This is a genomic window from Sphingomonas piscis (genome assembly GCF_011300455.1).
GTDB lineage: Bacteria > Pseudomonadota > Alphaproteobacteria > Sphingomonadales > Sphingomonadaceae > Sphingomicrobium > Sphingomicrobium piscis.
This window is the reverse complement of sequence record NZ_CP049869.1, coordinates 2,298,897-2,323,014: the sequence shown is the minus strand read 5'-3', so window position 1 is coordinate 2,323,014 and position 24,118 is coordinate 2,298,897. Positions and strand designations below refer to the sequence as shown.

Here is a 24,118-nt window from a genome sequence, read left to right as displayed (position 1 = left end):
CCCACGCAAATTTTTCACCTTTGTTGCCCTTGCACTCGCGCTTGAGGCGTTGTGTTCTGCGGCAAGCGAAACGGTGGAGATGATCCGTCCCTAAATTGACTCCGAGCTACGACGAACTACGCGGCAGCGGATCGGTGCATCTGTCCCGCCCCGAGTTCAAGGCACTGCAATCGTGGCTTGACCAGACCCCCAAGTCGGAACTTGATCGGCGCCAGCTTGCAGCCGAAGCCGCCTTCCGCAGCCTGGGCATCACCTTCAACGTCTATGGAGACGAGGAAGCGGCCGAGCGGATCATTCCTTTCGATATTGTCCCCCGCGTGTTCTCAGCCAACGAGTGGGCAAAGCTCTCCCAAGGGCTGGAGCAGCGGGTTCGTGCCATCAACGCCTTCATTGCGGATATTTACGGCGAGCGCCGGATCCTAGCCGACAAGGTGATCCCCGAAGAGATCGTGCTGACGAACAGCCAGTTCTGCATACCCGTGGCCGGTGCCGAGCCGCCGCATGGCATTTACGCCCATATCTGCGGCATCGATCTGGTCCGAACTGGACCAGACCAGTTCTGGGTGCTGGAGGACAATGCACGAACGCCTTCGGGCGTCAGCTACATGCTCGAGAACCGGGAAGCCATGATGCGCCTTTGCCCGGAATTGTTTGATCTTCTTCCGGTGCGCCCCGTCGACCAATATCCCGAGCTTCTCCGTCAGACCCTCTACTCGGTTGCGCCGCAGGGCACCCGCAATCCGATGGCGGTTCTACTGACCCCCGGCCACTACAACTCGGCCTTCTACGAGCACAGCTTCCTCGCTTCCCACATGGGGATCGAGCTCGTCGAAGGGCAAGATCTGGAGGTGGACGACGACATCGTCTGGATGCGGACGACCGAGGGGCGCGTGCGGGTTGATGTCATCTACCGCCGTATCGACGACGCATTCCTCGACCCGCTCGTGTTCCGCCCCGACTCCATGCTCGGCGTTCCGGGGCTCATGTCAGCCTACCTCGCCGGCAACGTGACGCTGGTGAACGCGCCCGGCACCGGCATCGGAGACGACAAAGCCATCTATAGCTACATGCCCGAGATCGTACGCTACTACACCGGCGAGGACGCACGCTTGCCGAATGTGGAGACCTATCGCTGCCGCGAGCCGGACGGCTTGCAATACACCCTCGACCACCTTGATCAGCTAGTCGTAAAGCTTGTCGATGGCTCCGGCGGCTACGGCATGCTCGTCGGTCCGACCGCCTCCAAGGGCGAGATCGAGCAGTTTCGAGCCGCACTGAAGGCACAGCCGGAGCGCTACATCGCCCAGCCGACGCTGGCCCTGTCGACCGTTCCGACGATCACCGATCAGGGCATCGCTCCGCGACACGTCGATTTCCGTCCCTTCGTTCTGACCGGGGCCGGCGGAGTGACCATCGTACCGGGCGGCCTTACTCGCGTTGCACTGCGCGAAGGCTCTCTGGTGGTGAATTCCAGTCAGGGTGGCGGTACCAAGGATAGCTTCGTCCTGGCCGAGGATCCCTCGCCATGATGCTGTCGCGGACAGCGTCCAACCTTTACTGGATCGGCCGCGCGATGGAGCGGGCTGAGTTCACTACCCGCCTGATCGAGGCGACAATTCGGCTCGGCTCGCTTGCCGGCAACGACGAGCAAGCGTGGCAGAGCGCACTTGCCGTGGTCGGTGGGCAACTCATCGATGCGGCCGACGAGAGGACCAATCCGGCAGCCGCTCGGCGCTTCCTTCTGCTCGACCCCACCAACCCGGGAAGTGTCTTTTCCTGCCTTGACCTGTCCCGGGAAAATGCACGTGCGTCGCGAAACTTGCTGACCCAGGAGGTATGGGAAGCGCTGAACCGGGCCTGGGGCCTGCTACGCGGACGTGCATCCGTCGGCGGCATTCAGGCAACCCTGAACCTCATCGAACAGGTTAAAGCAGAAGCCCGCGGCTTCGAAGGCGCCCTTGCTCGCATGTTGCGAAGCGAGGCTTACTGGTTCCTGCGACTGGGCTCAATGATCGAGCGGGGCGACAACACCGCACGCCTGCTCGACGTCAAATATTACCTTCTGCTGCCGGAAGGCCAAGAAGTGGGCGGCCGTTTGGACCGCGACCAATGGACGACGCTGCTCCAGGTGGTGTCGGGGCAAGGCGCCTATCGCCAGATCTACAAGCAGGAATTGAAATCCGCGCTGGTCGCTGACTTGCTGATCTTCCGCTCCGCACTGCCCAGATCGCTCACTGCGGCCTCCAGTGAGGCGGTGGCGCTGCTTGGGCAGATCGGTGCGCAGTCGGGGCGGCAAGGCGAAGCCGATCGCCTCGCGCGGCGGCGCCTGGACCGTCTCGAGAACAACGATGTCGCCCAAGTCATCGACTATGGCATGCATGAATATCTGCAGCGTTTCATTGCGGACACGGCCGCGCTGGACCAAGCCATCGCTCGTCAGTTCCGGTTCGCCTGATGCGCCTGCTTGTCGAACATACGACCACTTACAATTACGAGCAGCCTGTCCGGCGGCTTATTCAGCTTCTCCGCGTGACACCGTCGACGTTCAATGGCCAATCCGTGCTCGACTGCCGGGTGGATGTCGATTGCGACGCCCGGGTGCGGGAGGGCCGTGACGGCTACGGCAACGGCACCCACACGATCTACGTCGACCAGCCGATCTCCAGACTCTCCGTCACGGTCACGGCACGCGTCCTCACGGAAGACCGCGCGGGCCTTATCCAAGGCCTCGGTGTCGACCTGCCTCCACCTGTGTTCCTGCGATCCACCATGCTGACGAGCCCGACCGAGGACATTCGCAGATTCGCCGACAGCCTTATCCGGGAAGAGGATACGCGGCTTGACCTGCTGCATCGGCTAAACGGCGAAATCCATCGGTTGATGCGGTTCGATACGGGCGTTACGAACGCCACCACGCCGGTCGGGGAGGCATTCATGCAGCGGCACGGTGTGTGCCAGGACTTCACGCATTTGTTCGTCGTAGCCGCGCGCCTTCGCGGCATCCCTGCGCGGTACATCTCGGGCCACCTGTTCCGCCGCGACGGCACTCAGGCCCAGCAGGCCGCCCATGCTTGGGCCGAAGCCTGGATCGATGGGCTCGGCTGGACCGCGTTCGATCCTACCAATGCCATCTGTACCGACGATGCCTACGTCCGGGTCGCCTGCGGCCTGGATTATGCAGATGCGTCGCCGGTCGCCGGGCGGCGCTTCGGTGGGGGGGCCGAAACTCTCGACGTCGCGGTTGAGGTTCGCAAAGGCACGACGCCCGGCCAGTACCAAAGCCAGGCCCAGCAATGACCTACTGCCTTGGCATGCTGCTCGACGCCGGGCTGATCATGATCGCTGACACCCGCACGAATGCAGGCGTCGACAACATCAGCAGCTACCGCAAGCTGCACATCCTTGCCGATGAGCCGGAGCAGCAGCTCTATCTCGCCACATCCGGCAACCTGTCGGTTACCCAAACGGTCGTCAGCATGCTCCGCGAGGGCATACCCGCGACCGACGACAGCGCCTTGATCCGAACCTTGTCGCAAGCGACCAGCATGTTTCGCGCTGCGCAAATGGTCGGCGAAGCGTTGCAAATGGCGAATCGTACGATCGGCGAGGCGCTGCAGGCGCTGAAGATCTCCTCGAGCGCCACTTTGCTGCTCGGAGGGCGTATCGGCGATGCTCCGCCTGCCTTGTTCCAGATCTACGAGGCGGGCAATTTCATCGAATGCACCGCCGACGTGCCGTTTATGCAGATTGGCGAGACGAAGTACGGTCGTCCCATTCTCGACCGCGCCATTCGGACTGGCACCCCGATCGAAGAAGCAGTCAAGATCGCGTTTCTGTCGTTCGACAGCTCAATGCGCTCCAACGTTGCGATCGGCAGACCGCTTGACATGCTGGTATTGCCAAGCGCACCCGCATCTCGCCCGCTGATCCGCCGGATCGAGCATGACGACGCCTATTTCAACGAAGTGTCGCGGCGCTGGTCGACCCTGCTTTACGAGGCAACCAAATCGATTCTCAATCCGGAACTCAGCTTCACAGCACCTCCTCGATAAGGCCGAGCTGCTTCGCTTCCTGCGCCTCGACATACCAGTTCGATGCGGCGCGCCGCGCAATCTCGTCGGTCGACAGGCTCGATCCGCGAGCCAGGTTCGCAAACCCTTCGAGCTGGATGTCGATCGACGCCCGCACTTCGTGCAGCACTGCCTCCAGGTCCGGGATGCAGGTCGTCAGCGGGCCATCGATGTTGAGCGTGCGGGTCAGCCGCCTCTCGTGGATCATCAGCCGGGTGCCGCGGGTCAGGTAGCGGTTCTCGCGGGCGAAGAAGCTCATGAAGGTCGTTCCGGCGGAGTAGATCGCGGCCTTGCCGACGAAGACGAAGCGCCGCTCTGGCTCCAACTCGCTATGGTAGCGGATGTCCTCGCCCATCATCCGGGCAACCTCGGGATCGCCGCCCAAAGTCGACAGCTCCACAATCACCAACTGCTCGCCCGAACAGCCCTTCAGCCCTTCGCGGAAGCTGTTGTACATTTCATAGTCGACCGGTCCCGTCAGGAGAACGGACGGATTACGGAAGTCGGTGGGCTGTAATTGTTGGATCATGGGGGTCGGTTCCGGTCGGTGAGTGCGAGGGAATGCGCCTCACGCCCGATCGTTCCGGCCCATCAACCGCGATTTCTTGACGCCCAATATTCAAGCGCCGCTTCGGCTTCGAGCGGCTTGGCGAAGTAATAGCCCTGCCCGCTGGAGCATCCGAGCGCGGCCAGCGTGGTTGCAAGCTCAACGGTCTCGATGCCCTCGGCCGTGGTCGACATGCCGAGCGCATCAGCAAGGCTGAGCACCGCGCGAACAATGGCGACGCTGTCCGGATCGACCATCATTCCCGACACGAAGCTTCTGTCGATCTTCAGGACATCGATGGGCAGGCGCTGGAGATAGGCGAGACTGGAATATCCGGTTCCGAAATCGTCCATCGCGACTGTCGCGTCGAGCGCCTTCAACGCATCGAATACCCGGGTGGCCCGCCCAGGATCCTGGACAATGGAGCTTTCGGTCAGCTCCAGCGTGAGCCGGTCTCCGCTGATGCCGCTGGACTTCAATGCGCTCGAAACCATGCCGGCGATGTCGTCGCGAGCGACCTGGATCGCGGATAGGTTGACGCCGACGTAAAGCGGCAGCTGCTGCCCGATCTTGCTGTCCCAATCGGCGAGTGTCTGTGATGCTTTGTGCATCGCCCAGCGGCCGAGCTGGAGGATCAGGCCGGACTCTTCGGCAACGGGGATGAATTCGTTGGGGCTGATCTCGCCGCGATCCTCATGGGTCCACCGAGCGAGAGCTTCAAACCCCGAGACCTTGCCTGTCTTAAGATCGATAAGCGGCTGGTAGAAGAGCCTGAGCTGATCCTTGTCGAGTGCGCGGCGAAGCTCGGTTTCGATGGAGAATCGTCGGCGGGCGGCGCTGGCTTCTCTGGGCTCATAGACCTGCGGCTTGCCAGCCTGCTTGGCCTGCTTGACTGCAAACTGGGCTGAGCGGAATAATTCCTCGGGGTCTTGGCCTGGCTGCATCAGCGCCACGCCCACCGCGCAATCGACCCGGATCTCGAGGTCCGAAATCTTGAACGGGGTCGTCATGACCTCCTGGATCCGCTCGGCCGCCTTAAGCGCATCCTCCACGCCACGGCGAAGGGAAACCAGCACACCGAACTCATTGCCGCCGGTGCGCGCGAGGATGTCGCCTGCCCGAAGCGTCAGGATCAGCCGGCGCGCGAAGGTGATCAGAAGCTCATCGCCGGCAAGCGTGCCCATGGATTCGTTGATCCGGCTGAAGCGCAGCATATCGACGACGAGCACCGCATGCTCGATCTCGTCATCATGCACGCCTTCAAGGCTTTCGATAGACTCCGTGAAGGAAAGCCGGTTCGGCAGCCCTGTCAGGCTGTCCCGAAGCATCTCGGCTCGAAGCGCCCTCTCCGCCTGTACCTCGACTGTCCGATCGACGACGCTCAGAAGGCAGCGAAGCTTGCCGCTCGCCATCCGTGGGAGCGGCGCTAGTTTAACGCGGAAATAATGGGCCGAGACGCCGTCGCCATCGATGAAGTCGAGCTCGCCGGTCGGATTGATACCCGAGAAGAATTCATAAAGCAGGAGTGTGAACGGACCCTCGGACGGAACCCGGCACCCTTTGTCCCATGCGAACGCGGCAGCGCTGGTGCGGGTGACGAGATCGCTGAACCGCTGATTGCTGGCGGTGGCAACGAAGCCCTCGGTGTCGGATTGTTCGATGATTGCCGCCGCGATGGGCAGCGCTGCAAGCAAAGCGACATCCTCCGCCAAAGCATACGGATTGCCGCCTTTTTCCGTTGTACGACGGGACTTCGGCGATCCCGACGACAGCTGTGCTGCAGCCTGCATAGGCAGCGGCTATGGGCCGCAAGGAGTTAATGCGGAGTATCCAAAAGTCGGAAAATTCAGTCCGAATTAAAAGATCAAGGTTACTGCGCCGTTAGGAATCGAAGCGGTTCGAGCGTGGGAAACCCAGCGGCGGCATGCGGCCCGCGGCCCCGCGCGCGGCCCGCCATGGCGTCAAATCCGACTCCGTCCTGATGCGGCCGCTTTCCCCGCCAAGTACCCAGCTAAGCCCATCCGAGAGCTTGAACGCGACTGCATCCGACAAGCCGCCATCCCGATAGCGCTGCAAGGTCACGCCCTGCCCACGGGTCAGCTCAGGCAGTTCGGACAGTGGGAACACAACCATCTTGCGGTTCTCACCGACGACGGCAACGGCATCCGCGCCTTCAGGGATGCGCTTCACCAGCGCGACCTTTGCCCCAGTACGGAGGTTGACGAGCTGCTTGCCCTTGCGGGTCTCGGCGATCGTGCCCTCGCCACTCGCGACGAAGCCTCGGCCGTCGGAGGAGGCAATCAGCAACCGTGTCTCCGGACGTACGATCATCAGCGTGACGATGTCGACTTCTGCATCGAGGTCGATTTGCAGCCTGACCGGCTCGCCGAACCCGCGACCGCCCGGCAGCTTGTCGCCGGCCAGCGTGTAGCTGCGGCCATTGGAGGCAAAAAGCGCCAGCTTGTCGGTGGTCTGAGCGTGGAAGTGGATGAAGGGTCCGTCCCCTCGCGCCACTTCAAATCCTTCATCTCCTCGAGCGCGACATGCCCCCTCATTGCCCGTATCCAGCCGCGCTGTGAGAGGATGACGGTGATCGGCTCCTTTTCGATCATCGCCGACCAGTCGATCTCGCGTGTCCCCGCAGCCTCCTCGACGCGGGTGCGACGGTCGTCGCCAAACTTCTCGCGAACCGCCGAAAGATCCTTCTTGAGCTTGCGGCGTTGCCGGCCCGGCTCGGCGAGCAGCTTCTCCAGCTCCTCCTTTTCCTTGGCGAGGGCGGCTCGCTCCCGGCCGATCTCCATCTCCTCCAACCGGCGCAAGCTGCGCAGCCGCATGTTGAGGATGGCCTCTGCCTGCCGGTCGGTCAGGTTGAACTCGGCGATCATCACCGCCTTAGGTTCATCCTCGGTGCGGATGATCTCGATGACGCGGTCGAGGTTGAGGAAGGCGACGAGGAAACCGTCGAGCAGCTCCAACCGGTCATCGATCTTGCCAATGCGCACGCCCGCCCGGCGCACCATCACGTCGATCTGGAAGGCGAGCCAGGCGGTCAGCGCCTGCTTCAGGCTCATCACGCCGGGCGTGCGCGTGGCGTCGAGGACGTTGAGGTTGAGCGGGAAGCGGATCTCCAAGTCGGTCAGCCGGAACAGGCTTTCCTTGAGCAGGTCGACATCGACGTTGCGGCTTCGCGGCACGAGAACGATGCGGACCTTCTCGTCGCTCTCGTCGCGGATATCCTCGAGGATCGGCAGCTTCTTGTTGGCGATCAGCTCGGCGATTTGCTCGATCAGCTTGGCCTTGGGAACGCCGTAGGGGACTTCGGAGACGACGAGCTGCCAAGTGCCGCCGCCCAGCTTTTCAATTCCGGTCGACTCCCATTCGCCGCTCTCGTCCTGCCCGGTCGAAAAGCGGGCGCGGATGCGGAAGGAGCCTCGGCCCGTTGCATAAGCCTGGGCAATGCTTTCGCGGCTGTCGACCAGCACGCCGCCGGTGGGAAAGTCGGGTCCCGCGACAAAGTCCATCAGGTCGCGGTCGTCGGCCTTGGGATTGTCGATGAGGTGGGTCGCTGCGTCGATCAGTTCGCCGACGTTATGCGGCGGGATGCTGGTCGCCATGCCGACGGCGATGCCGCTTGCACCGTTGGCGAGCAGGTTCGGGAACAGGCCGGGGAAAACCTCCGGCTCCTCTTCCTCGCCATTGTAGGTTGCGCGGAAATCGACGGTGCCTTCGTCGAGGCCGCTCATCAACTGGGTGGCAATCGCCGTCAGCCGCGCCTCGGTGTAGCGGTAGGCAGCGGCATTATCGCCGTCGATGTTGCCGAAATTGCCCTGACCGTCGACCAAAGGGTAGCGGAGCGCGAAACTCTGGGCGAGGCGGACCATCGCGTCGTAGACCGATGCGTCGCCGTGAGGGTGGTATTTGCCGATAACATCGCCGACGACACGGGCGCTTTTCTTGTAGGCACCGGTCGGATCGAGCCGAAGCAGCCGCATCGCCCACAACAGCCGGCGATGAACCGGCTTCAGACCATCGCGGACGTCAGGAAGCGACCGGGCCGTAATCGTCGACAGCGCATAGACGAGGTAGCGCTCGCTCAGCGCCGCATCGAATGGCGTATCGATGGTGGTCGAGGGAAGATCGTCGGGCTGCATCGGAGAAGCTTAGCAACCCGCCGCCCGCAGCCTCAAGCAGAGCGGCCGAACTTATCCACAGCTGCGGCGGTTCAGGCTCCTGCGCCTGACTTCGCGATACCGTCCAACCAGGCCTCCAGCGAACATTCGACAAGGTCCGCCCCCGAACTGCTTCCCGTGTAGGTCGCGCCGTCGATCTCCAGCTCGACATCGATGGTGATCGGCAGGGCTTCGCCCTCCTTCGGTGCGCCGGAGCGGACATTGTAGCTCAGAAGCCGCGGTGAGACGCCGAGAATGTGGCTTGCGGCGACGAAGGCGGCGTCGAAGGCGCCCGGTGCTTTGCCGATGTCAGTGACGCGTCCGCGATCAGGATGCTCAAGCTCGATCCGGGCTACCGGCCAAGCGTCGCGCCTGACCGGCGAGCGGATATCGATCCGCACGATCGACCATTGCCGAACATCGCCCTGCCCTCGACCACGCTCTTCGCCATTCGAACCCCCTTCATCAGCGACGCCGCTCTAGCGCGCCGAGTGCGGCTGACAACCTCCGCTGCAAAACGAGATTGAAAGAGATGTGCAGCGACAATAGGCTGGCCGCCTACTCGGGGGAGATCCAGATTGCCGCTTCACGTTATGCTGGCGCTTGCCGCCACCACTGCCGCGCCGACGCAAGACGCGGCCGCCAAGCCCAAGGTTGAGACCAGCGCTTCTGCAAAGGCCGACAAGAAGCCGGACATGGACCCGATGAAGGCCATGGCGCTGATGATGAACGTCTTCGACAAATTCTTCCCAGCCGGCCCGGAGCCCGACCCTGCGCGTCTGGCAGTCGCGCGTCAGGCGACGATGACAATGTTCCCGAAGGGCACCTATGCACAGGCGGTGAACGGCTTCGTTGACACGATGACGGACCGCGTCCTCAACATGAGCGAGGCCGATTTTGCCGGCATGTTCCCGGAGGAGTTCGCCAAGAAGGCGGGCAAGGACAAGAAGGCCGGTCCGCCCAGCACCGAGCCGCTGCGCGTGATGCTAGCGAAGAAGGAGCCGAACTTCGACGCCAAGCTTGCGGCCATCCGGGCCTTTGCGGGTGTGATGTTCGTTAAGTTGGGCGACGTCGCCGAGCCCAAGTTCCGCGAGGGCATGGCCCGCGCGCTCGCCCGCAAGTTCGACGACAGGCAGCTCGCGGAAATCCAGACCTTCCTCGCGACCCCGACCGGAGCGGCTTATAGTCGGCAGATGGTCGGTCTGTGGTTCGAGCCGGAGGTGATGCGCGGCTCCCTTCAACTGATGCCCGACATGATGACCATGTTCCCGGATCTGATGAAGGATGGAGCGGCATTCGATGCACAGATGAAGGCGCTCGACAAACCCGCGGCTGGAACCAAGAAGGATTAGTTGATGATTGCGCACCTTCTGTCGGCACTCGCGCTTGCGGCGGCCGCACCCCAGCAAACACCGGTTTATGAGCTTCGCGTCTACACACCGGCTCCTGGTAAACTGGCGGAGCTCAACGCCCGGTTCCGCAATCACACGACCAAGCTCTTTGCCAAGCACGGCATGCGCAACGTCGCTTACTGGAATGAATTGCCGACCCCCGAGCGGCCGGAAGGCCGGATCGTCTACGTCGTTTCCTACCCCAGCAAGGAAGCGCGAGAAGCGGACTGGAAAAGTTTCATCGCCGATCCGGAGTGGCAGAAGGTGTACAAGAACTCCGAAGTGAACGGCCCGCTTGTCGCAAAGATCGACAGCACCTTCATGACGATGACGGACTACTCGCCCCCGCTCCCGTGACGCACAGCAGGGAAATCGCGCAAAGCTAATCGCCTTCACGCTGAAATGACTCGGGGCCGCGCTGTGCCGAGCTTCACCGCAATGCAGCTCCCGCTATCTTGCGTGTTTGTAGCGTAGCAGGAGCAGGACGATGGGATGGTTGATCGGGCGGGCGGAAGCGGTGTCGAACCCGCAGGCCGCGCGGGACAAGGCAATCGCCAAGCTCCGCCGGCTTGCGGAGCTGGATGATCCCGAAGCCTTGGTCGTCCCCATCCTCATCGACGCAATCCTTCTGGTCGAGTCGATGCGCGGAGCGCGCCACCCAATGCCTCTACTACCCGAGCTCAGCCGGAGCGTGGACGAACTGCTCCGGGAAGTGACCATACTGGAGAAATCCGAAGAATTTGCCGCCGCTGCGGAATGACTGAGCGACGAACGCCCTTTCATCATCGCCGAACTGATCAAAACAGGTATTGTCTAGTTGTTTAGTAGGGTTTATCTCTCCTGTCGGCCGAGCGACACCCCTGACGTCTGCTGGCCGCGGGGACAGGTTCGGCACGCAAGCCTGTCCCCGCCCCTTTTCTTAAGCCGCGATTTCCTGAAGCAGCCATTCGCGGAAGCGCTTCACCTTGGGCAGCATCCGCCGCTCAGGCGGTAGGACAAGCCAATAGGCATGCCCGGCGGTCGCCGTGGTGTCGAACACCGGGCGCAACCGGCCGGCGGCAACATCGCCCCGCCAGAGAAATGGGGTCAGCAGGGCGATACCAAGGCCCGCCATTGCCGCGTGTCCTTCGTTGGCCTGGTTGTCCAAGCGGATCCCGCCGCGCGGCAGCGGTCGATCGAGCGATACTCCGGCGGCGCGAAGCCACAGGTTCCACCATTCGTCCTGACGGCCGATCAGCGGCAGGTCGACAAGGTCTGAGGGCTGGAGCGTTCGGCCGAGCTCGCCTTCGTATTTTTCGATGCAGGCCGGACTTGCCATCGGCGTGAAGTCGGCTTCGATCAGCTTATGGGTTTCCAGGCCTGGCCAATGACCAAGGCCGGCCCTGATCGCTACGTCGGCCTCCCCCGAGTGAAGATCGACGATGGCGTTGCTGGTCGTCATGCGCACCGCCAAATCCATGTGCTGCATCTGAAATCCCCCAAGCCGCCACGCGAGCCATGTGTTCGCGAAAGTGTGAGTGGTGGTGATGGTCAGGAGCGACTCATCCTCCGCCTTATGGCTGGCAAACGCAGCTTCGATCTTGTCGAATGCCTGGGTCAGCGCGGGAAGCAGCCGTTCACCGAGCGGGGTCAGCTTGGCGCGGCCGCGCTCCCGCTTGAACAACGCCGCTCCCAGGCGCTCTTCAAGGCTCTTCACCTGATAGGACACGGCCGCCTGGGTCATTCCAAGCTCGGCGGCTGCGGCAGTGAAATTCTCGGTACGCCCGGCAGCCTCGAAGGCGCGGATCGCCGCTAGTGGAGGCAGTCGACGCATCGTGATCCTCGTTCACCTGAGTTGGCACGGGGTATAAGCCAAGCTTATTACAGGAGCAAAGTGTTTGATTGGCGTAACGACAGGCGCCCGCTTATGTCCTCCTCACCGCCGGCGATGGGGCACCTCCCCTCCTCTGCCTCTCGTCGGCGGCAAACGACAAGACAAGAAAGTGGAACCTGCGCCATGACCTATGGCCTGCAATCGCTATCGCGCGCCCAGAGCTCAGCTCCCATCTTCACGGCACCATCGCTGCCGATGGTGAATTCGTGGCGCCGACTGGATGCGGACCACAGGCTCCAGCTCATCGAACAGCGACTTGCCGAAAGCGGTGTTCGCGACGGCTACCCGCTCGCGCTCTGACCTCCCACGCACAGGAGATTGACGATGACCGACGAAATGTTCGACCGCGACTATCAGTCTGCACGCACCGATTTGAACGCCGGCATCGATCAGGCCGTCGCCGCCTTCGTGAGCGGACTTCGTCAGGGATTCACCGCGCTTCATCATTCCCAGTGGCAAGCCCCTTGGGAGCGTCAAAGCGCGCGCCGCCGTGTCCGAGGCCCCGGCCACGCCTGACATCACCTGATAGTCAGACGTCCCGCCCCTCACCGTTCCCTCACGCCCCCTGATCGAAGCCGGCTTGATCGCCGGTTTTGGCAACCTAGGTTGCCACTCAACGTTCGGAGGGGAATAGGTTTGAACATCCAGAGGCGTCGTTTCCGCCGCGTCTTTCTTTCTGCAACGGCGCTTGCCTGCGCCCTTTACGTGAGCCCGGCACTTGCCGGTACCGGGTCAAACCCGTGGGGCGTGCCCTACACGGACGTGACGCCGGATCCATCGATCCGGTTCGGCAAGCTGCCCAACGGCATGAAATACGCCATTCGGCGCAACGCCACGCCGAAAGGGACCGCGTCTGTCCGCTTCAACTTTGCATTCGGCTCCATTGCCGAAAGCGAGAAGGAACGCGGGCTCGCTCACTTCATCGAGCATCTGGCGTTCAACGGTTCGACCCATGTGCCCGAGGGCGACATGATCCGGATCCTTCAGCGTCAGGGGCTGGCCTTCGGCCCCGACACCAATGCCAGTACCGGGTTCGAAGACACAACCTACATGCTGGATCTGCCCAAGACGGACAATGAGCGGATCGACACTGCGCTCTTCCTAATGCGGGAAGTCGCCAGCGAACTGAAGATCGACCAGGGTGCTGTCGATCGCGAGCGCGGTGTGGTGCTCAGCGAACGACGCGCCCGGGACAATTACCAGCTTAAGCGCGCGCTTCAGGGCATGCAGTTCCAATATCCACTGACGCCCTACCCCAACCGTTTCCCGATCGGCACCGATGAGGTGCTCAAAACGGCAACGGCGGACACGATCCGCGACCTTTACCGCCGCTACTATCGTCCTGAGAATGCCACCTTGATATTCGTCGGCGACGCGGATCCGGCCATTATCGAGCGTAAGATCCGCGCGAAATTCTCCGATTGGCAGCCGCAGGGTCCGGCCGGCGCCAAGCTGGACCGCGGCCGCGTTGATCTCACCCGGCCTGCCGCAGTGGATGTCTTCACAGACCCGGCGGTGGAAACCTCGGTTGCCTTGATGGTGATGACTCCGTGGGAGGATCCGGCCGATACGCGTTGGAACCGCCGCCGACAGCTGATCCAGGGTGCCGCCATGTCCCTGCTTGCCCGGCGGCTTCAGGAGATTTCGAACCGACCCGACAGCAAACTCATCGGCGCAAGCGCCGGACGCAGCCCGAGCCGCGATCTCGGCTACACTGCCAGCATCTCGGCGGCGGCGAAGGACGGACAGTGGAAGGACGCCCTTCAGGTCGCCGAGCAGGAGCTTCGCCGTGCACTCAAGTTCGGCTTCACCGCTTCCGAGCTGAAGGTTCAGATGAGCGAAACGGAGGGAGCGCTGAAGCGGAGTGCCGAACGCTCGTCGACCCGAAGTAACCAGGAACTCGCCAACGCAATCCTCGCCATCGTCGAGGAGAACGACTTCATCACGACGCCGGAGTTCCGCTACGCCTTTTACCGCGAAACGGCACCGTCCATCACTCTGGACGAGGTGAACGCCGAGTTCCGCCGCCTGTGGGCCGGCAGCAAGCCGCTCGTGTTCGTGACCGACAAGAGCGCGGTCGACAAGGCCGAGGTCACGGCGGCGCTGGAAACAAGCCGGCAGGTCGCGGTTGCGGCACCTGTCGATGGCGGCGATCTTCAGTTCGCTTATCAGGACTTCGGAACGCCCGGCAAAATCGTTGCCGACAAGACAATCACCGACCTCGGCATCCGCACCATCCGCTTCGCCAACAACGTCCGGCTGAACCTCAAGAAGACGGATTTCGAGAACGGCTCCGTCCGCTACTCGGTAAGGATCGCTGGCGGCATGCTGGCCTTGCCCGCCGACAAACCGGGGCTACCGATGCTGATCAACAGCGTCTTCGCCCTTGCCGGGCTTGAGAAGCACAGCATCGAGGACCTCCGGAAAATCACTGCCGGACACAATGTCCAGCCGGGCCTGGCCGTCGCCGAAGATGCATTGGCGGTGCAGGGCGGCACGTCGACGGAGGATTTGCCGCTTCAACTCCAGCTTACCGCCGCATACGTCACGGCGCCCGGCTACCGCCCGGAGGCGGCCAATCGATGGGCAGGCGTGCTGCCCGTCCTTGAGGGCCAACGGCGAGCAACGGCGCAGAACGTGTCGAGCTTCGAAGTGCCCAGGATCATTGCCGACGGTGATCCGCGCTTCGGGGTACCATCGAACGAGGTTCTGACCCAGCGCACGCTTGATGAGGCCAAGGCAGCACTTCAACCGCTGCTGCAATCAGCTCCGATCGAGATCGGCATCGTCGGTGACTTCGTTGATGCTCAAGTGATCGAGGCAGTCGCGAAGACCTTCGGCGCGCTGCCTGCCCGCGACGCGGCTGCTCCTGCCTACACGGAGCAGCGCAAGGCAAGGGTTCGCCGGGATACCACACCGGTGACGCTTACCCATCGTGGGACCGAGGATCAGGCGATGGTCACGGACGTGTGGCCCGCGACCGACGACGACGATTATCAGCGCTTCGTCGGGCTCGATGTGCTGACGGACGTTCTCAACATCATGCTGACGGAAACCCTTCGGGAAGAGCTTGGCGACACCTATTCCCCAAGCGTCGGGGTGAACGCGTCGGATACGTTCGACGACTTCGGCTATATCGCCGTCGGCGCCACCGTTGCGCCCGACAAGATCGGCGCTGTCGAGGACGCCATCCGCCAAGCGGTCGCCAAGCTTCGCGATGCGCCGGTCGATGCCGACCTGCTGACCCGCGCCCGCAATCCAACCCTGCAGCGCATCGATCGATCGCGCCGGGACAATGGATTCTGGCTGGATCGGGTCGCCGTCGCGCAGACCGAACCCGAAGATATCGAGCGCATCCGCAAGCAGCGGGCGACCTATCTATCGGTCACGCCGGCACAGCTTCAGCAGCTTGCCCGGCAATATATGCCGGCCGATCGGGAGGTCAGCATCCGCATCGTCAGCGACAAGGCCAAGCTTGCCGCCACGTAGAAGGCGCGCGAATTGCCGTGGGGCGGCGGCTCGCCTATAGCCGCCGCTTCACGGAACGCTGGAGCAACAATCGCCCATGGCTCGTCGCCGCCAAATCTATGAAGGCAAAGCGAAAATCCTCTACGAGGGTCCTGAGCCCGGCACCTTGATCCAGTATTTCAAGGACGATGCGACGGCGTTCAACGCCCAGAAGAAGGGCACGATCAACGGCAAGGGGGTGCTGAACAACCGCATTTCCGAGCATATCTTCGTGTCGCTGCAAACCATCGGCGTTCCGACCCACTTCATCCGGCGGCTCAACATGCGCGAGCAATTGATCCGCCAGTGCGAGATCGTGCCGATCGAGGTGGTCGTCCGCAACGTGGCCGCCGGATCTCTTTCCAAGCGCCTAGGCATCGAGGAAGGGGCGCAGCTGCCCCGCACGATCATCGAATATTATTACAAGGACGATGCGCTCGGCGATCCGATGGTGGCCGACGAACATATCGCCTGCTTCGGCTGGGCCAGTCAGGAAGAAATGAACGACATCGCCGACATGGCGATCCGCGTGAACGACTTCATGTGCGGCATGTTCGCTGCGATCGGCATCCGGCTGGTCGACTTCAAACTGGAGTTTGGGCGAGTGTGGGAGGGCGATTACCCCCGGATCATCCTGGCCGACGAAATCAGCCCCGACGGCTGCCGCCTGTGGGACATGAAGTCGAACGAGAAGCTCGACAAGGACCGGTTCCGCCAGGATCTGGGTGGCGAGGCGGAAGCCTACCAGGAAGTCGCGCGCCGTCTGGGCCTGCTTCAGGGCGAAGAGGAGAGCGCCGTCCTCGACCTCGACAGCCACCGCAAGAAGCGGGGCAAGTAAAAGTCCATCCGGCTCCTGCCGGGCGGATTGCGTCGCTACTTCGTTCCTCGCAATGACGGATGAATGCCCCTCCCCCGTGTCCGTATCGTCACGCTGAACGCTGCCCTTGGACCGCTCGATTACCGCGTACCCGATGGCGTGCATGTCGAGCCGGGCTCGGTCGTCGTTGCACCCCTCGGACCGCGTCAGCTGATCGGCGTAGTCTGGGAAGCGGACAGGCTGCCGACCGAAGAGGTTGGGGACAATCGGCTCCGGCCATTTCATCATGTCATCGACGTTCAGCCGATCGCTGCACCGCTACGGCGGTTCTGCGAGTGGACCGCCGACTATTACCTAAGTCCCCTCGCCGCCGTGCTTCGGATGGTTCTGCCATCGGCTGGCGCGCTGGAGGGCTCGCGCCAGCTTACGGAGTATCGTTCAACAGGCTTGGTGCCGCCCCGCCTCACTCTTCAGCGCGAGCAGGCGCTGCAGCGGCTAGCAGGACGTCAGGGCACGATCCGCGAGTTGGCCGACCATGCGGAGGTCAGCGATGCGGTGCTTCGAGGCCTCGTCAACGCAGGCGCGCTGGAGGCGGTGGCGGTCGATTCCGACCGGCCGCTCGACTGCCCGAATCCGGACTTTGCCCCGCCCGATCTGTCGCCGCAGCAGTTCGAGGCCGCTCGGAGCCTTGCGGATGCGGTGGGCAGCGGGTTCGATCCCGTCCTTCTCGACGGCGTAACGGGTTCGGGCAAAACGGAGGTTTATTTCGAAGCGGTGGCCGAGTGCGTCCGGCAGGGTAAACAGGCGCTCGTCCTGTTGCCGGAAATTGCGCTGACCGAGCCCTTCCTAAAGCGGTTCGAGGCTCGTTTCGGTTGCCAGCCATCCGCCTGGCATTCAGGCCTCCGCTCCTCACAGCGCCGCCGGACCTGGCGCGCGATTGCAAGCGGTGAGGCGAAGGTGACGGTTGGCGCTCGCTCCGCCTTGTTCCTCCCCTATGCGGACCTTGGCCTGATCGTCGTCGATGAAGCGCACGAGCCGACCTTCAAACAGGAGGAAGGCGTCCAATATCACGCACGGGACGCCGCAGTGATGCGCGCCAAGTTCGAGAATATTCCGGTGGTTCTTTCCTCGGCCACCCCCGCTATCGAGACGCGGCACATGGTCGAGATCGGCCGCTATCGCGAGGTCGCCCTCCCGCAGCGCTTCGCCGGTGCCGAGCTTCCCGCCCTCACCGCCATCGATCTGACCCAAGATCCACCGATGCGCGGGCGGTGGCTTGCGCCAAGCCTGGTCGTGGAGCTGGAGGCCAACCTGGAGCGCGGCGAGCAAAGCTTGCTCTTTCTTAATCGACGAGGCTTCGCGCCCCTCACGCTATGCCGCCATTGCGGACACCGGTTCCAATGCCCGAATTGCACAGCCTGGATGGTTGAACACCGGCTGATGCACCGTCTGGCTTGCCATCACTGCGGGCATGTCATGCCGCCGCCGAAGGCTTGCCCCGAGTGTGGCGAGGAAGATAGCCTTGTCGCCTGCGGCCCAGGGGTCGAACGGATCGCCGATGAAGTGGCGGCGCTGTTCCCGGAGGCGCGCACGGCGATCGTCACCTCGGACACCATCTGGTCGCCGGCCCGCGCCGCCGACTTCGTCGAGCAGATGGAAGCCGGTGCGATCGACATCGTCGTCGGTACCCAGCTGGTGACCAAGGGCTACCATTTCCCGAACCTCACGCTGGTCGGTGTTGTCGACGCGGACCTTGGCCTGCAGGGCGGCGACCTCCGGGCGGCGGAGCGCAGCTTTCAGCAGATCCAGCAGGTCGCAGGCCGCGCAGGGCGTGGCGACAAGCCGGGGCGCGTGCTGGTTCAGACCCACGATCCTGACGCGCCCGTGATCGCCGCACTGGTCTCAGGCGACACCGCCGGCTTTTATGCCGCCGAAACGGAGGCGCGCCGTGATGCGGCCATGCCCCCCTTTGGCCGCTTGGCGGCAATCATCGTCTCATCGGAAGAGCAAGCCGAAGCCGAGAGCGTCGCGCGTAGGATCGCCCATGCGGCACCGGAAGTGGAAGGCATGGCGGTGTTCGGCCCCGCCCCGGCGCCGCTCGCCATGCTCCGCGGACGCCACCGCCAGCGCCTCCTCGTCCACGCCCGCCGAAGCCTGGATGTACAGGATGTCATTCGCGACTGGCTCGCCCCGATCGAGTGGAGCGCAAAGGTCCGGGTCGCGATCGACGTCGACCCATACAGCTTCTTGTGATCTCGAAACGCACGCTTGCGGGCAACGGGCAGAATGCTAGCTTGCTTCCGCTCGGGTGAGGGGGTCGTTCTTGCGTAAGGGATTGTTACTCGCGGCCGCGGCGTTGATGGCCTTCGCCGCGCCTGCCGGTGCTGCGTGGCATGAAGCCAAATCCAAACACTTCATCATCTACGCCGACCTGCCTTCAGGCGAAATCCGCAGATTTGCAGAAAAGCTGGAGCGTTTCGATCAGGCGGTCCGCCACATCCGCAGAATGGCCGACCCGGAACTGAGCGACGCCGGCCGGCTGAAGGTCTATGCCCTGAAAAGTCAGGATCATGTCGGCAAGCTGGCGGGAAGCAGCATGGTCGCCGGCTTTTACCGTGCGTCGTCATCTGGCGCGGTCGCCTTCGTACCCAGTGAGTCGGGCGCCGGTTTCGACAAGTGGGACCTCAACGCAATTCAGATCTTCTTCCACGAATATGCTCATCATCTGCAGCTGCAGTTCGCTTCTGCGGCATTGCCCGCGTGGACGGTGGAGGGATTTGCCGAATTCTTCGCGACCGCGGAGATCAAGCCGGACGGCAGTGTCATCATCGGGAAGTTTCCCAAGTATCGGGCTTGGGGAATTTTCGGCCTGACCAGCGTTCCGATGGAGCAAGTACTCGGAGGAACCTACGGCAAGCTCAACGGGTCGCAGATCAACGCTCTTTACGGCCAGGCCTGGCAGCTGACCCACTACTTGACCTTTGAACCTAGTAGGGCTGGTCAGTTGTCCCGCTACCTGGACTCGATTCAATCCGGCACTCCTGCGATCGAATCGGCACGAACTGCATTTGGCGACCTTAAGAAGTTTGAAGCAGACGTGATGCGGCATACCAAGCGGCCGCTGATGGCTCTGACGATCGACGGCGGAATGCTGAAGACCGGTTCCATTGCTGTCCGGCAACTTTCGAGTGGCGAAGCGGCGATTATGAACGTCCACATCCGGTCGCGAAGCGGAGTCAATGAGAAGGAAGCTCCGAAGATCCTGGCCGACGCCGTGAAAGTCGCCGCCTCTTATCCGAAAGAGACTCTTGTTCTGACCTCGCTCGCAGAAGCGCATTTCGATGCCGGCGACTATACGGCGGCGGAAGCCGCGGCGGACCGTGCCCTCGCCGAACATCCGAAATTACCGCTTGCACTGATCTACAAAGGCCGTGCGCGCATGGAGTTGGCCAAGAAAGATCCTGCAAAAGCGGATTGGAAGAGCATCCGTGACCTATTCATCCGCGCCAACAAGCTCGACACGGAAAATGCCGAACCGCTTGTGTTATTTTATCAGAGCTTCGGCGCGGCGGGCCAAGCTGCCAATCCAAACGCTGTGGAAGCGTTGCTCTATGCCGTGGACCTTGCGCCGCAGTCGGACGGTGTGCGGATGATGGCGGTCCGGCAGATGCTCATCGACAATCGTGCTGCCGACGCCAGACGGCTGTTTGGCCCAATCGCATTCCAGCCTCACGCACCTGCCGAATTTCGCGATGCGGCAGCAGCGATGCTGACGTCGATCGGAGCCGGCGACTGCCGACGAGCGCTGGCGATCCTTGAAGCGGAAGAGAAACGGGCTGCGGCCAAGGTGAAGGAGAAGGAGAAGGAGAAGGAGAAGGAGAAGGAGAAGAAAAAGGCCTAGCTGCTAATCTTGCCAGCCGAATTTTATTGGCTCTTCAGTGTGAAGTCCTTCTGATCTCGAGCAAATTCCGTTTCCAACAATAGCCGCTTGCGGTCGAGGCCACCGGCATATCCGCCAAGGGAGCCGTTGGAGCGGACCACCCGGTGACACGGCACGATAACAGCCACGGGGTTGGCTCCATTCGCCGTTCCGACGGCACGAACGGCGCCTGGCTTGCCCACTGCTTCAGCAATGTCCGCGTAGCTTCGCGTCTCGCCTGCCGGAATCTTTCGCAGTTCGGCCCAGACCGCCTCCTGAAATGCCGTGCCGCGAACGTCCAAGGGCAAATCTGCCTCCGCGTGCGGAGCGCTGATTGCCGACAGGGCCTTGCCGACCAGCGGTGCGATCGTGCCGTCATCCTCAAGGATAGTAGCATTGGGAAATCGGCGGCGAAGCGAGCTCTCATCCTCGCCGAACGTAAGTCGGCAGATGCCTTTCGGCGTTGCAGCGATGAGGAGAGGGCCGAGAGCGCTTTCCGCCACGACGTAACGGATGGTCTCGCCACGGCCCCCGTCGCGCCAGGCGGACGGCGCCATTCCCAAGCGGTCCTTGGCATCGTCGTAGAACCGGCTGGGCGTAGCATAGCCAGCATCGTAGATCGCATCCGTCACCGTTTCATTCTCCTCAAGGGCAGTTTCCGCGCGCTTGACCCTGACCGCACGCGAATAGGCGGCCGGTGAAATGCCCAACTCTCGCGTGAACAGCCGCTGGAAATGATGGGGCGCATAGCCGACGGCTTGGGACAGGTCGGCGAGGTTTGGTGCGTTCGGCGCTTCTTCGATAAGGCGGACGGCCCGGGCCACAGCCTCACTGTCCCGCGCCACTTCATCGGGGCGACACCTGAGACAGGGGCGATACCCCGCGGCGCGGGCTTGTTCGCGGCGCGCGAAGAATTCTACATTCTGACGCAGCGGGCGCTTGGCCGGGCAGCTCGGCTTGCAATAGATGCGGGTCGTCTTCACTGCGCCGATGACACGACCGTCCCAAGCTCGGTCGCGGCGCTGGAAGGCTTCCCAGGCTTGATCATCGGTGGTGGTCATTGATGCTGGTTAAACCTTCACGCGCCCCTATGCATCCCGAGTCTTGCGTTCAAACGTGCGGCCCGCGAACAGGCGGAAATGAGCTGGACCTTTCAAGCGGGCGATCTCGACAGCGATGATGTGAAGGCGTTGCTGGCGCTTCACGTCCAATCGATGAACGCCGCCTCCCCACCGGAGTTCTGCCACGTGCTGCCCGGCGATGGATTGCGCGATCCGGCGATCACCTTTTGGTCGCTGCGCGAGAACGGCAAGCTGCTTGGTATCGGCGCCCTCAAGGAGATCGAGTCCGACCATGGCGAGGTGAAGTCGATGCGCACCGCGCCGGATGCAATTGGACGAGGCGTCGGAACGGCGATGCTTGCGAACATCGTGGAGGAGGCTCGAAAGCGGCACTACCGGCGCTTGAGCCTGGAAACCGGCAGCACGCCCGAATTTGCTGCCGCCAACCGCCTCTACGAGCGCGATGGCTTCACCGTCGGCCCCAGGTTCGGCGATTATCCCGAGAGCGCTTTTACCCGCTTCTACACCATGGAACTTTAGCCCTAGGCGGTTGCATCATTTGCGACCCCTTGCTACGGGCGCCGCATCCCATCGGGGCGTGCGGCCAACCGGCTGCGTCAGCGCCCCTTTTCGCATGGGGCCACTTACCGTTTCTGGAGCTTTAGGCGCGTGGAGACATCCGGCGGCATTCAGGCCAGCTTAGCAGGGCGTTATGCGTCCGCTTTGTTCGACCTGGCGCGTGATGAACGACAAATCGATGCAGTCGGCCGGAGCCTTGATTCGCTCGACCGCGCGCTGACCGAATCGCCCGAATTCGGGCAGCTGATGGCGAGCCCCGTTGTCAGCCGCGAGGACGCCGGCAAAGCTCTTGGGGGACTAACGGCCGAGCTGTCGATCGACCCGATCACGGCCAACTTCCTCGGCGTCCTTGCCCGCAACGGCCGCAAGGGCGAGCTCAGGAAGATCATCCGCACTTTCCGCCGACTTTCCGCCGAGCACCGCGGCGAGACGACGGCCGAAGTCGTCACCGCCTTCCCGCTCAAGGACGACCAGATCGACGCTCTGAAGGCCCAGCTCCGGACCCGCGCCGGGCGTGAGGTCGCAATCGACGCAACGGTCGATCCCGCGATCCTCGGCGGGATCAAGATCAAGCTTGGAAGCCAGATGATCGACGCTTCCATCCAGACCAAACTCAACCGTCTCGCCATGGCGATGAAAGGCTAATCGAATGGACATCCGCGCCGCTGAAATCTCCCGCGTCATTCGCGACCAGATCGCGAACTTCGCCGCCGACGCAGAAGTCTCCGAAGTCGGCACCGTGCTGTCGGTCGGCGACGGCATCGCCCGCATCCACGGCCTCGACAATGTCCAGGCCGGCGAGATGGTCGAGTTCGAAAGCGGCGCGAAGGGCATGGCCCTCAACCTCGAAGCCGACAATGTCGGCGCCGTGGTGTTCGGCTCCGACTCACTGATCAGCGAAGGCTCGTCGGTAAAGCGCACCGGCACCATCGTCGACGTGCCAGTCGGCAAGGGCTTGCTGGGCCGCGTCGTCGACGCCCTCGGCAACCCGATCGACGGCAAGGGCCCGATCCTTTCCGACCAGCGCAGCCGCGTCGAAGCCAAGGCTCCAGGCATCATCCCGCGCAAGTCAGTTCACGAGCCGGTGCAGACCGGTCTCAAGGCGCTCGACGCCCTGGTGCCGGTCGGCCGCGGCCAGCGCGAGCTGATCATCGGCGACCGTCAGACCGGCAAGACCGCCGTCGCGCTCGACACCTTCATCAACCAGAAGGCCTCCAATCAGGGCGATGACGAGAGCCAGAAGCTCTACTGCATCTATGTCGCCGTCGGTCAGAAGCGCTCCACCGTCGCCCAGATCGTCCGCGCGCTCGAAGAAAATGGTGCGATGGAATATTCCATCGTCGTTGCGGCGACGGCCTCCGAGCCTGCTCCGCTGCAGTTCCTTGCGCCGTACACCGGCGCCGCGATGGGCGAATATTTCCGCGACAACGGCATGCATGCCGTGATCGTGTACGACGACCTGTCGAAGCAGGCCGTGGCCTATCGCCAGATGTCGCTGCTGCTCCGCCGCCCGCCGGGCCGCGAAGCTTATCCGGGTGACGTCTTCTATCTCCACAGCCGCCTGCTCGAGCGCGCCGCGAAGATGAACGACGAGAATGGCAACGGCTCGCTGACTGCACTTCCGATCATCGAAACGCAGGCGGGCGACGTGTCGGCCTACATCCCGACCAACGTGATTTCGATCACGGACGGCCAGATCTTCCTCGAGACCGACCTGTTCTACCAAGGTATCCGCCCGGCGATCAACGTCGGCCTGTCGGTGAGCCGCGTCGGCTCGGCCGCGCAGACCAAGGCGATGAAGAAGGTCGCGGGCTCCATCAAGCTGGAGCTGGCGCAATATCGCGAAATGGCGGCCTTCGCCCAGTTCGGTTCGGACCTCGATGCCTCGACCCAGAAGCTGCTCGCCCGCGGCGCTCGCCTCACCGAGCTGCTGAAGCAGGGTCAGTATCAGCCGATGCCGGTCGAAGAGCAGGTCGCGTCCATCTACGCCGGTACGCAGGGCTTCCTCGACACCGTCGAAGTTCGCGACGTCACTCGCTACGAGCAGGCGATGCTGAGCTATCTGCGTTCGGAAAAGCCCGAAGTGCTCGCGAAGATCCGCGACACCAAGGCGCTGGACGACGACACGGCGGCTGCGCTGAAGGACGCGCTCGGCGCCTTCGGCAAGCAGTTCGCGTAAGGGACG

21 protein-coding genes and 1 pseudogene are annotated in these 24,118 nt (G+C 62.9%); 16 read left to right on the top strand and 6 right to left on the bottom strand.

The window, feature by feature from the left end:
• Positions 1-95: 95 nt before the first annotated feature.
• Genes G7077_RS11800 through G7077_RS11785 form a run of 4 tightly spaced genes read left to right on the top strand, consistent with a single transcriptional unit; the run spans position 96 to position 4,052 of the window.
• Positions 96-1,529, top strand: coding sequence for a circularly permuted type 2 ATP-grasp protein (locus tag G7077_RS11800; RefSeq protein ID WP_166411875.1), 1,434 nt, complete (start codon positions 96-98; stop codon positions 1,527-1,529).
• Positions 1,526-2,455 (top strand): alpha-E domain-containing protein, encoded by a 930-nt coding sequence (locus G7077_RS11795; protein ID WP_343039992.1) that lies wholly within the window; start codon positions 1,526-1,528, stop codon positions 2,453-2,455. The genes G7077_RS11800 and G7077_RS11795 overlap by 4 nt, the downstream gene beginning before the upstream one ends.
• On the top strand, positions 2,455-3,297 hold the full coding sequence (locus tag G7077_RS11790) for a transglutaminase family protein (protein WP_166411874.1): 843 nt from the start codon (positions 2,455-2,457) through the stop codon (positions 3,295-3,297). Before G7077_RS11795 ends, G7077_RS11790 begins: the two co-directional genes overlap by 1 nt.
• Positions 3,294-4,052, top strand: a complete 759-nt coding sequence (locus G7077_RS11785; RefSeq protein ID WP_166411873.1) for a proteasome-type protease — start codon at positions 3,294-3,296, stop codon at positions 4,050-4,052. The genes G7077_RS11790 and G7077_RS11785 overlap by 4 nt, the downstream gene beginning before the upstream one ends.
• Here G7077_RS11785 and G7077_RS11780 read toward each other — a convergent pair.
• The 4 genes and pseudogenes from G7077_RS11780 to G7077_RS11765 form a co-directional block, all read right to left on the bottom strand.
• On the bottom strand, positions 4,033-4,599 hold the full coding sequence (locus G7077_RS11780; protein WP_166411872.1) for an ATP-dependent Clp protease proteolytic subunit: 567 nt from the start codon (positions 4,597-4,599) through the stop codon (positions 4,033-4,035). The genes G7077_RS11785 and G7077_RS11780 overlap by 20 nt on opposite strands.
• Positions 4,600-4,661: 62 nt before the next feature.
• Entirely contained in the window at positions 4,662-6,407 is a 1,746-nt protein-coding gene (locus G7077_RS11775) for a putative bifunctional diguanylate cyclase/phosphodiesterase (RefSeq protein WP_166411871.1), read from the bottom strand.
• Between the two features lie 91 nt (positions 6,408-6,498).
• Positions 6,499-8,768, bottom strand: a pseudogene (gene parC, locus G7077_RS11770) (DNA topoisomerase IV subunit A).
• Between the two features lie 71 nt (positions 8,769-8,839).
• Positions 8,840-9,187 (bottom strand): alpha-isopropylmalate synthase regulatory domain-containing protein, encoded by a 348-nt coding sequence (locus G7077_RS11765; RefSeq protein WP_166411870.1) that lies wholly within the window; start codon positions 9,185-9,187, stop codon positions 8,840-8,842.
• A gap of 177 nt (positions 9,188-9,364) precedes the next feature.
• On the opposite strand from G7077_RS11765, the gene G7077_RS11760 reads away from it, so the two are divergent.
• The 3 genes from G7077_RS11760 to G7077_RS11750 all read left to right on the top strand — a co-directional run bounded on the left by G7077_RS11760 (position 9,365) and on the right by G7077_RS11750 (position 10,937).
• Entirely contained in the window at positions 9,365-10,138 is a 774-nt protein-coding gene (locus tag G7077_RS11760) for a DUF2059 domain-containing protein (protein ID WP_166411869.1), read from the top strand.
• Positions 10,139-10,141: 3 nt separating this feature from the next.
• A complete protein-coding gene (locus tag G7077_RS11755) occupies positions 10,142-10,534 on the top strand; it encodes an NIPSNAP family protein (RefSeq protein ID WP_166411868.1) in 393 nt (130 codons plus the stop codon).
• Positions 10,535-10,664: 130 nt separating this feature from the next.
• Positions 10,665-10,937, top strand: a complete 273-nt coding sequence (locus G7077_RS11750) for a hypothetical protein (RefSeq protein WP_166411867.1) — start codon at positions 10,665-10,667, stop codon at positions 10,935-10,937.
• 159 nt (positions 10,938-11,096) lie between these two features.
• On the opposite strand, the gene G7077_RS11745 is transcribed toward G7077_RS11750, so the two are convergent.
• Positions 11,097-11,990, bottom strand: coding sequence for a LysR substrate-binding domain-containing protein (locus G7077_RS11745; RefSeq protein WP_166411866.1), 894 nt, complete (start codon positions 11,988-11,990; stop codon positions 11,097-11,099).
• Positions 11,991-12,173: 183 nt separating this feature from the next.
• On the opposite strand from G7077_RS11745, the gene G7077_RS11740 reads away from it, so the two are divergent.
• From G7077_RS11740 to G7077_RS11715, 6 genes are all read left to right on the top strand, one after another.
• Positions 12,174-12,350, top strand: coding sequence for a hypothetical protein (locus G7077_RS11740; RefSeq protein WP_166411865.1), 177 nt, complete (start codon positions 12,174-12,176; stop codon positions 12,348-12,350).
• A 24-nt stretch (positions 12,351-12,374) separates the two neighbouring features.
• Positions 12,375-12,566 carry a hypothetical protein gene (locus G7077_RS11735; RefSeq protein WP_166411864.1) on the top strand — a complete coding sequence of 64 codons (192 nt, stop codon included), beginning with the start codon at positions 12,375-12,377 and terminating at the stop codon, positions 12,564-12,566.
• A gap of 120 nt (positions 12,567-12,686) precedes the next feature.
• Positions 12,687-15,539, top strand: a complete 2,853-nt coding sequence (locus tag G7077_RS11730) for a M16 family metallopeptidase (RefSeq protein ID WP_166411863.1) — start codon at positions 12,687-12,689, stop codon at positions 15,537-15,539.
• 76 nt (positions 15,540-15,615) lie between these two features.
• Complete coding sequence (purC, locus tag G7077_RS11725; protein WP_166411862.1) at positions 15,616-16,395, top strand: phosphoribosylaminoimidazolesuccinocarboxamide synthase; 780 nt, start codon at positions 15,616-15,618, stop codon at positions 16,393-16,395.
• Positions 16,396-16,458: 63 nt separating this feature from the next.
• Positions 16,459-18,627: a primosomal protein N' gene (locus tag G7077_RS11720; protein ID WP_166411861.1), complete on the top strand. Its 2,169-nt coding sequence runs from the start codon at positions 16,459-16,461 to the stop codon at positions 18,625-18,627.
• Between the two features lie 70 nt (positions 18,628-18,697).
• Positions 18,698-20,275: a tetratricopeptide repeat protein gene (locus G7077_RS11715; RefSeq protein WP_166411860.1), complete on the top strand. Its 1,578-nt coding sequence runs from the start codon at positions 18,698-18,700 to the stop codon at positions 20,273-20,275.
• A 23-nt stretch (positions 20,276-20,298) separates the two neighbouring features.
• On the opposite strand, the gene G7077_RS11710 is transcribed toward G7077_RS11715, so the two are convergent.
• The gene (locus tag G7077_RS11710; RefSeq protein ID WP_166411859.1) at positions 20,299-21,354 is read right to left on the bottom strand and encodes a bifunctional transcriptional activator/DNA repair enzyme AdaA; all 1,056 of its coding nucleotides are present in this window, start codon (positions 21,352-21,354) and stop codon (positions 20,299-20,301) included.
• A gap of 78 nt (positions 21,355-21,432) precedes the next feature.
• Between G7077_RS11710 and G7077_RS11705 the strand changes: the two genes are divergently transcribed.
• From G7077_RS11705 to atpA, 3 genes are all read left to right on the top strand, one after another.
• The gene (locus tag G7077_RS11705; protein WP_166411858.1) at positions 21,433-21,894 is read left to right on the top strand and encodes a GNAT family N-acetyltransferase; all 462 of its coding nucleotides are present in this window, start codon (positions 21,433-21,435) and stop codon (positions 21,892-21,894) included.
• Positions 21,895-22,023: 129 nt separating this feature from the next.
• Positions 22,024-22,578, top strand: a complete 555-nt coding sequence (locus tag G7077_RS11700; protein ID WP_166411857.1) for a F0F1 ATP synthase subunit delta — start codon at positions 22,024-22,026, stop codon at positions 22,576-22,578.
• 4 nt (positions 22,579-22,582) lie between these two features.
• The gene (gene atpA / locus G7077_RS11695) at positions 22,583-24,112 is read left to right on the top strand and encodes a F0F1 ATP synthase subunit alpha (RefSeq protein ID WP_166411856.1); all 1,530 of its coding nucleotides are present in this window, start codon (positions 22,583-22,585) and stop codon (positions 24,110-24,112) included.
• Positions 24,113-24,118: the final 6 nt, after the last annotated feature.